The sequence below is a fragment of the Enterobacter sp. UPMP2060 genome (assembly GCF_053709655.1).
This window is the reverse complement of record NZ_JBSKJQ010000020.1, coordinates 20741-28834: the sequence shown is the minus strand read 5'-3', so window position 1 is coordinate 28834 and position 8094 is coordinate 20741. Positions and strand designations below refer to the sequence as shown.

The 8094-nt window shown below is 51.7% G+C and carries 7 protein-coding genes; all 7 read left to right on the top strand.

Annotated elements, in window-relative coordinates; all coding sequences use genetic code 11:
- The first annotated feature begins 273 nt into the window (after positions 1–273).
- The 7 genes from secE to rpoB all read left to right on the top strand — a co-directional run bounded on the left by secE (position 274) and on the right by rpoB (position 8065).
- Complete coding sequence (secE, locus tag ACWKXN_RS21955; RefSeq protein ID WP_032644497.1) at positions 274–657, top strand: preprotein translocase subunit SecE; 384 nt, start codon at positions 274–276, stop codon at positions 655–657.
- 1 nt (position 658) lies between these two features.
- On the top strand, positions 659–1204 hold the full coding sequence (gene nusG, locus ACWKXN_RS21950) for a transcription termination/antitermination protein NusG (RefSeq protein ID WP_002438628.1): 546 nt from the start codon (positions 659–661) through the stop codon (positions 1202–1204).
- A 155-nt stretch (positions 1205–1359) separates the two neighbouring features.
- Positions 1360–1788, top strand: a complete 429-nt coding sequence (gene rplK, locus ACWKXN_RS21945; protein ID WP_008503452.1) for a 50S ribosomal protein L11 — start codon at positions 1360–1362, stop codon at positions 1786–1788.
- 3 nt (positions 1789–1791) lie between these two features.
- Entirely contained in the window at positions 1792–2496 is a 705-nt protein-coding gene (gene rplA / locus ACWKXN_RS21940) for a 50S ribosomal protein L1 (protein WP_006810530.1), read from the top strand.
- A 291-nt stretch (positions 2497–2787) separates the two neighbouring features.
- Complete coding sequence (rplJ, locus tag ACWKXN_RS21935) at positions 2788–3285, top strand: 50S ribosomal protein L10 (RefSeq protein ID WP_001207203.1); 498 nt, start codon at positions 2788–2790, stop codon at positions 3283–3285.
- A gap of 66 nt (positions 3286–3351) precedes the next feature.
- Positions 3352–3717 carry a 50S ribosomal protein L7/L12 gene (gene rplL / locus ACWKXN_RS21930; protein WP_006176746.1) on the top strand — a complete coding sequence of 122 codons (366 nt, stop codon included), beginning with the start codon at positions 3352–3354 and terminating at the stop codon, positions 3715–3717.
- A gap of 319 nt (positions 3718–4036) precedes the next feature.
- A complete protein-coding gene (gene rpoB / locus ACWKXN_RS21925; protein WP_454544357.1) occupies positions 4037–8065 on the top strand; it encodes a DNA-directed RNA polymerase subunit beta in 4029 nt (1342 codons plus the stop codon).
- Positions 8066–8094: the final 29 nt, after the last annotated feature.

Sequence of the window (8094 nt, the reverse complement as noted above, 5' to 3'; positions counted from 1 at the left end):
GGCCGTACCGTTGGCGCGGGCGTGGTTGCTAAAGTTCTCGGCTAATCGCTGATAACATTTGACGCAATGCGCATGAAAAGGGCATCATTTGATGCCCTTTTTGCACGCTTTCACATCAGAACCTGGCTCATCAGTGATTATTTTTGTCATAATCATTGCTGAGACAGGCTCTGCAGAGAGCGTATAATCCATAAAGGGATTAGCGTTTCGATTTGGCTCGCCTCGCAATCGCGGGGTGAAATTATTTGTAGAATTCTTCTGACAGGTTGGTTTATGAGTGCGAATACCGAAGCTCAAGGGAGCGGGCGCGGCCTGGAAGCGATGAAGTGGATCGCTGTTGCCGTGCTGCTGATTGTGGCAATCGTTGGCAACTATCTTTATCGTGACATGATGCTGCCGCTCCGCGCGCTGGCAGTGGTGATTCTGATTGCTGCAGCGGGCGGTGTCGCGCTGTTGACGACTAAGGGTAAAGCAACCGTTGCTTTCGCTCGCGAAGCACGTACCGAAGTCCGCAAGGTCATTTGGCCGACTCGCCAGGAAACATTGCACACCACGCTGATCGTGGCTGCAGTGACTGCGGTAATGTCACTGATCCTGTGGGGACTGGATGGTATTCTGGTTCGCCTGGTTTCCTTTATTACTGGCCTGAGGTTCTAAGATGTCTGAAGCCCCTAAAAAGCGTTGGTACGTCGTTCAGGCGTTTTCCGGTTTTGAAGGCCGCGTAGCAACGTCGCTGCGTGAGCATATCAAATTACACAACATGGAAGAGTTATTTGGCGAAGTTATGGTTCCGACCGAAGAAGTGGTTGAGATCCGTGGCGGCCAACGTCGCAAAAGCGAGCGTAAATTCTTCCCGGGTTACGTGCTGGTTCAGATGGTGATGAACGACGCGAGCTGGCACCTGGTGCGCAGCGTACCGCGCGTGATGGGCTTTATCGGCGGCACGTCTGACCGTCCGGCGCCAATCAGCGACAAAGAAGTTGATGCGATTATGAACCGCCTGCAGCAGGTGGGTGATAAGCCGCGTCCGAAAACGCTGTTTGAACCGGGTGAAATGGTTCGTGTTAGCGACGGTCCGTTTGCTGACTTTAACGGTGTGGTTGAAGAAGTGGACTACGAGAAGTCCCGCCTGAAAGTTTCTGTTTCTATCTTCGGTCGTGCGACCCCGGTAGAACTGGACTTTGCGCAGGTCGAAAAAGCCTAAGCAGCGATCAAAAAAGCGGCGATTTAATCGTTGCACAGGGCGCGAGATTGGAATACAATTTCGCGCCTTTTGTTTTTATGGGCCCGGCCCGTAAAACGAATTTTATTCACGGGGAGCCTCCCTGAGGCGCTATCACCCAATCAGAGGATTTTACAATGGCTAAGAAAGTACAAGCCTACGTCAAGCTGCAGGTTGCAGCTGGTATGGCGAACCCAAGTCCACCAGTTGGTCCAGCTCTGGGTCAGCAGGGTGTGAACATCATGGAATTCTGTAAAGCGTTCAACGCCAAAACCGAATCCCTGGAAAAAGGTCTGCCAATCCCAGTCGTAATCACTGTTTACGCTGACCGTTCTTTCACTTTCGTTACCAAAACCCCTCCAGCAGCTGTTCTGCTGAAGAAAGCGGCTGGTATCAAGTCTGGTTCCGGTAAACCGAACAAAGACAAAGTGGGTAAAATTTCCCGCGCTCAGCTGCAGGAAATCGCGCAGACCAAAGCTGCCGACATGACTGGTGCCGACATTGAAGCGATGACTCGCTCAATCGAAGGTACTGCACGTTCCATGGGCCTGGTAGTGGAGGACTAAGAAATGGCTAAACTGACCAAGCGCATGTCCGTGATCCGTGACAAAGTTGATGCGACCAAACAGTACGACATCAACGAAGCTATCGCTCTGCTGAAAGAACTGGCAACTGCTAAGTTCGTTGAAAGCGTTGACGTTGCCGTTAACCTCGGCATCGACGCGCGTAAATCCGATCAGAACGTTCGTGGCGCAACTGTACTGCCACACGGTACTGGCCGTTCCGTTCGCGTAGCTGTATTTGCTCAGGGTGCAAACGCTGAAGCTGCTAAAGCTGCCGGCGCTGAACTGGTAGGTATGGAAGATCTGGCTGATCAGATCAAGAAAGGCGAAATGAACTTTGACGTTGTTATTGCTTCTCCAGATGCAATGCGCGTTGTTGGCCAGCTGGGCCAGGTTCTGGGTCCGCGCGGCCTGATGCCTAACCCGAAAGTCGGTACTGTAACTCCTAACGTTGCTGAAGCGGTTAAGAACGCTAAAGCAGGTCAGGTTCGTTATCGTAACGACAAAAACGGCATCATCCACACCACCATCGGTAAAGTGGACTTTGACGCTGACAAACTGAAAGAAAACCTGGAAGCTCTGCTGGTTGCGCTGAAAAAAGCAAAACCAACTCAGGCGAAAGGCGTGTACATCAAGAAAGTTAGCATCTCCACCACCATGGGTGCAGGTGTTGCAGTTGACCAGGCTGGCCTGAGCGCTGCTGCAAACTAATGCCTTTACGTGGGCGGTGATTTTGTCTACAATCTTACCCCCACGTTTGCTAACGAAAGTTAGCGGCTAAAAGATTTGTTCGTTGGAGCCTGGCCTAATCCAGGCCTCCGTCGAAGACCGCAGGTGTTTCGCAAGAGACTTAATCCCCTGCGTAGACGGTGACAGAACGCTAAGATTATTTTTGGATACTCTGGCTTGTTTCTGCTCACCGTATTAAGACGCTCTTTCCGTTTGGGAGAGTGAAGTGAGTTCCGGAACATGAGTTCCGGCAAACATCCAGGAGCAAAGCTAATGGCTTTAAATCTTCAAGACAAACAAGCGATTGTTGCTGAAGTCAGCGAAGTAGCCAAAGGCGCGCTGTCTGCAGTAGTTGCGGATTCCCGTGGCGTTACTGTAGACAAAATGACTGAACTGCGTAAAGCAGGTCGTGAAGCTGGCGTATACATGCGTGTTGTTCGTAACACCCTGCTGCGTCGCGTAGTTGAAGGTACTCAGTTCGAGTGCCTGAAAGACACGTTTGTTGGTCCGACCCTGATTGCATACTCTATGGAACACCCGGGCGCTGCTGCTCGTCTGTTCAAAGAGTTCGCGAAAGCGAATGCAAAATTTGAGGTCAAAGCTGCAGCCTTTGAAGGTGAGTTGATCCCGGCATCGCAAATCGATCGCCTGGCAACCCTGCCGACCTACGAAGAAGCAATTGCACGCCTGATGGCAACCATGAAAGAAGCTTCGGCTGGCAAACTGGTTCGCACTCTGGCTGCTGTTCGCGATGCGAAAGAAGCTGCTTAATCGCAGTTATCTTTATAAAGCATTTGCTTACGTATAAACTTATTCTGATTTTCAGGAACAATTTAAATGTCTATCACTAAAGATCAAATCATTGAAGCAGTTGCAGCTATGTCCGTAATGGACGTTGTAGAACTGATTTCTGCAATGGAAGAAAAATTCGGTGTTTCTGCTGCTGCTGCTGTAGCTGTAGCTGCGGGCCCGGCTGAAGCTGCTGAAGAAAAAACTGAATTCGACGTAATTCTGAAAGCTGCTGGCGCTAACAAAGTTGCTGTTATCAAAGCAGTACGTGGCGCAACTGGCCTGGGTCTGAAAGAAGCTAAAGACCTGGTAGAATCTGCTCCAGCTGCGCTGAAAGAAGGCGTGAGCAAAGACGACGCAGAAGCACTGAAAAAATCTCTGGAAGAAGCTGGCGCTGAAGTTGAAGTTAAATAAGCCAACTTTTCTGGTTGCAGCCTGAGTAATTAGGCTGATGGCTGGTGACTTTTTAGTCACCAGCCTTTTTGCGCTGTAAGGCATCAGTAGCATTTCACACTGTTTGACTGCTGATTGTCCTGACAATGCATGTTTCTATCGACGACTTAATATATTGCGACAGGGTGCTCGCTCTGTGTAAATCGCGACGAAATGATTTAAGCGTGATAGCAACAGGTATTGCGGAAAGTATTCAATTTTCCGGTCCACAAAATGGTGTTGCACAAACTGTCCCTTCGTCGGACAGATGGGTCGACTTGTCAGCGAGCTGAGGAACCCTATGGTTTACTCCTATACCGAGAAAAAACGTATTCGTAAGGATTTTGGTAAACGTCCACAAGTTCTGGACATTCCATATCTCCTTTCTATCCAGCTTGACTCGTTCCAGAAGTTTATCGAGCAAGATCCTGAAGGGCAGTACGGTCTGGAAGCAGCCTTCCGCTCCGTGTTCCCGATTCAGAGCTACAGCGGTAACTCCGAGCTGCAGTACGTCAGCTACCGCCTTGGCGAACCGGTGTTTGACGTTCAGGAATGTCAGATCCGTGGCGTGACCTATTCCGCACCGCTGCGCGTAAAACTGCGTCTGGTGATCTACGAGCGCGAAGCGCCGGAAGGCACCGTAAAAGACATTAAAGAACAAGAAGTCTACATGGGTGAAATTCCACTCATGACAGACAACGGTACTTTCGTTATCAACGGTACTGAGCGTGTTATCGTTTCCCAGCTGCATCGTAGCCCGGGCGTCTTCTTCGACAGCGATAAAGGTAAAACACACTCTTCCGGTAAAGTACTGTATAACGCACGCATCATTCCTTACCGTGGTTCATGGCTGGACTTCGAGTTCGATCCGAAAGACAACCTGTTTGTCCGTATCGACCGTCGTCGTAAGCTGCCTGCAACCATCATTCTGCGTGCGCTGCAATACACCACTGAACAGATCCTGGACCTGTTCTTTGAGAAAGTGATCTTTGAAATCCGCGACAACAAGCTGCAGATGGAGCTGGTGCCGGAACGTCTGCGTGGCGAGACCGCGTCGTTCGACATCGAAGCCGACGGCAAAGTGTATGTGGAAAAAGGTCGCCGTATCACCGCGCGCCACATCCGCCAGCTGGAAAAAGATGATATCAAACTCATCGAAGTTCCGGTTGAGTACATTGCAGGAAAAGTAGCCGCGAAAGATTACGTTGACGAGTCAACGGGTGAGCTGATCTGCCCAGCGAACATGGAGCTGAGCCTGGATCTGCTGGCTAAGCTGAGCCAGTCTGGCCACAAACGTATCGAAACGCTGTTCACCAACGATCTGGACCACGGCGCGTATATCTCTGAGACTATTCGCGTCGACCCAACCACCGATCGTCTGAGCGCGCTGGTAGAAATCTACCGCATGATGCGTCCTGGTGAGCCACCAACTCGCGAAGCGGCGGAAAGCCTGTTCGAGAACCTGTTCTTCTCCGAAGACCGCTACGATCTGTCCGCGGTTGGTCGTATGAAGTTCAACCGTTCTCTGCTGCGCGACGAAATCGAAGGTTCCGGTATCCTGAGCAAAGACGACATCATCGAAGTGATGAAGAAGCTCATCGATATCCGTAACGGTAAAGGCGAAGTGGACGATATCGACCACCTCGGCAACCGTCGTATCCGTTCCGTAGGCGAAATGGCGGAAAACCAATTCCGCGTTGGCCTGGTACGTGTAGAGCGTGCGGTGAAAGAGCGTCTGTCTCTGGGCGATCTGGATACCCTGATGCCTCAGGATATGATCAACGCCAAACCGATTTCTGCAGCAGTGAAAGAGTTCTTCGGTTCAAGCCAGCTGTCTCAGTTCATGGACCAGAACAACCCGCTGTCTGAGATTACGCACAAACGTCGTATCTCTGCACTCGGCCCAGGCGGTCTGACCCGTGAACGCGCAGGCTTTGAAGTTCGAGACGTACACCCGACGCACTACGGTCGCGTATGTCCAATCGAAACGCCTGAAGGTCCAAACATCGGTCTGATCAACTCCCTGTCCGTGTACGCACAGACTAACGAATACGGTTTCCTCGAGACCCCGTACCGTAAAGTGACCGACGGTGTTGTAACCGACGAAATTCACTACCTGTCTGCTATCGAAGAAGGCAACTACGTTATCGCTCAGGCGAACTCCAACCTGGATGACGAAGGCCACTTTGTAGAAGATCTGGTTACCTGCCGTAGCAAAGGCGAATCAAGCCTGTTCAGCCGCGACCAGGTTGACTACATGGACGTATCCACCCAGCAGGTGGTATCCGTCGGTGCGTCCCTGATCCCGTTCCTGGAACACGATGACGCCAACCGTGCATTGATGGGTGCGAACATGCAACGTCAGGCCGTTCCAACTCTGCGCGCTGATAAGCCGCTGGTTGGTACCGGTATGGAACGTGCTGTTGCCGTTGACTCCGGTGTTACTGCAGTTGCTAAACGTGGCGGTACTGTTCAGTACGTCGATGCATCCCGTATCGTTATCAAAGTTAACGAAGACGAGATGTATCCGGGCGAAGCTGGTATCGACATTTATAACCTGACCAAATACACCCGTTCTAACCAGAACACCTGTATCAACCAGATGCCTTGCGTATCTCTGGGTGAGCCAGTTGAGCGCGGCGACGTGCTGGCAGACGGTCCGTCCACCGACCTCGGTGAACTGGCGCTCGGTCAGAACATGCGCGTAGCGTTCATGCCGTGGAATGGTTACAACTTCGAAGACTCCATCCTCGTCTCCGAGCGTGTGGTTCAGGAAGATCGTTTCACCACCATCCACATTCAGGAACTGGCATGTGTGTCCCGTGACACCAAGCTGGGGCCAGAAGAGATCACCGCTGACATCCCTAACGTGGGTGAAGCTGCGCTCTCCAAACTGGATGAATCCGGTATCGTTTACATCGGTGCGGAAGTGACCGGCGGCGACATTCTGGTTGGTAAGGTTACGCCTAAAGGTGAAACCCAGCTGACGCCAGAAGAGAAACTGCTGCGTGCAATCTTCGGTGAGAAAGCGTCTGACGTTAAAGACTCTTCTCTGCGCGTACCAAACGGTGTTTCCGGTACGGTTATCGACGTTCAGGTCTTCACCCGTGATGGCGTTGAGAAAGATAAGCGTGCGCTGGAAATCGAAGAGATGCAGCTCAAACAGGCTAAGAAAGACCTGTCTGAAGAACTGCAGATCCTCGAAGCGGGTCTGTTCAGCCGTATCTATGCGGTGCTGGTTGCCGGTGGCGTTGAAGCTGAGAAGCTCGACAAACTGCCACGCGATCGCTGGCTGGAACTGGGCCTGACCGACGAAGATAAACAAAATCAGCTGGAACAGCTGGCTGAGCAGTATGACGAACTGAAACACGAGTTCGAGAAAAAACTCGAAGCGAAACGCCGCAAAATCACTCAGGGCGACGATCTGGCACCAGGCGTGCTGAAGATTGTTAAGGTGTATCTGGCCGTTAAACGTCAGATCCAGCCTGGTGATAAGATGGCAGGTCGTCACGGTAACAAGGGTGTTATCTCTAAGATCAACCCGATCGAAGATATGCCGCACGATGCTAACGGTACGCCGGTAGATATCGTACTGAACCCACTGGGCGTACCGTCTCGTATGAACATCGGTCAGATCCTGGAAACTCACCTGGGTATGGCTGCGAAAGGTATTGGCGACAAGATTAACGCCATGCTGAAGCAGCAGGAAGAAGTCGCGAAACTGCGTGAATTCATCCAGCGTGCCTACGATCTGGGTACCGACGTGCGTCAGAAAGTCGACCTGAATACCTTCAGCGATGAAGAAGTGCTGCGTCTGGCTGAGAACCTGAAAAAAGGTATGCCAATCGCAACGCCGGTCTTCGATGGTGCGAAAGAAGCTGAAATTAAAGAGCTGCTGCAACTGGGTGGTCTGCCAACGTCTGGTCAGATTACGCTGTTTGACGGCCGTACCGGTGAACAGTTCGAGCGTCCGGTAACCGTAGGTTACATGTACATGCTGAAACTGAACCACCTGGTCGACGACAAGATGCACGCTCGTTCTACCGGTTCTTACAGCTTGGTTACTCAGCAGCCGCTGGGTGGTAAGGCGCAGTTCGGTGGTCAGCGCTTCGGGGAGATGGAAGTGTGGGCGCTGGAAGCATACGGCGCGGCATACACCCTGCAGGAAATGCTCACCGTTAAGTCTGATGACGTGAACGGTCGTACCAAGATGTATAAAAACATCGTGGACGGCAACCATCAGATGGAGCCGGGCATGCCAGAATCCTTCAACGTACTGTTGAAAGAGATTCGTTCGCTGGGTATCAACATCGAACTGGAAGACGAGTAATTCTCGCTCAAACAGGTCACTGGTGCCGG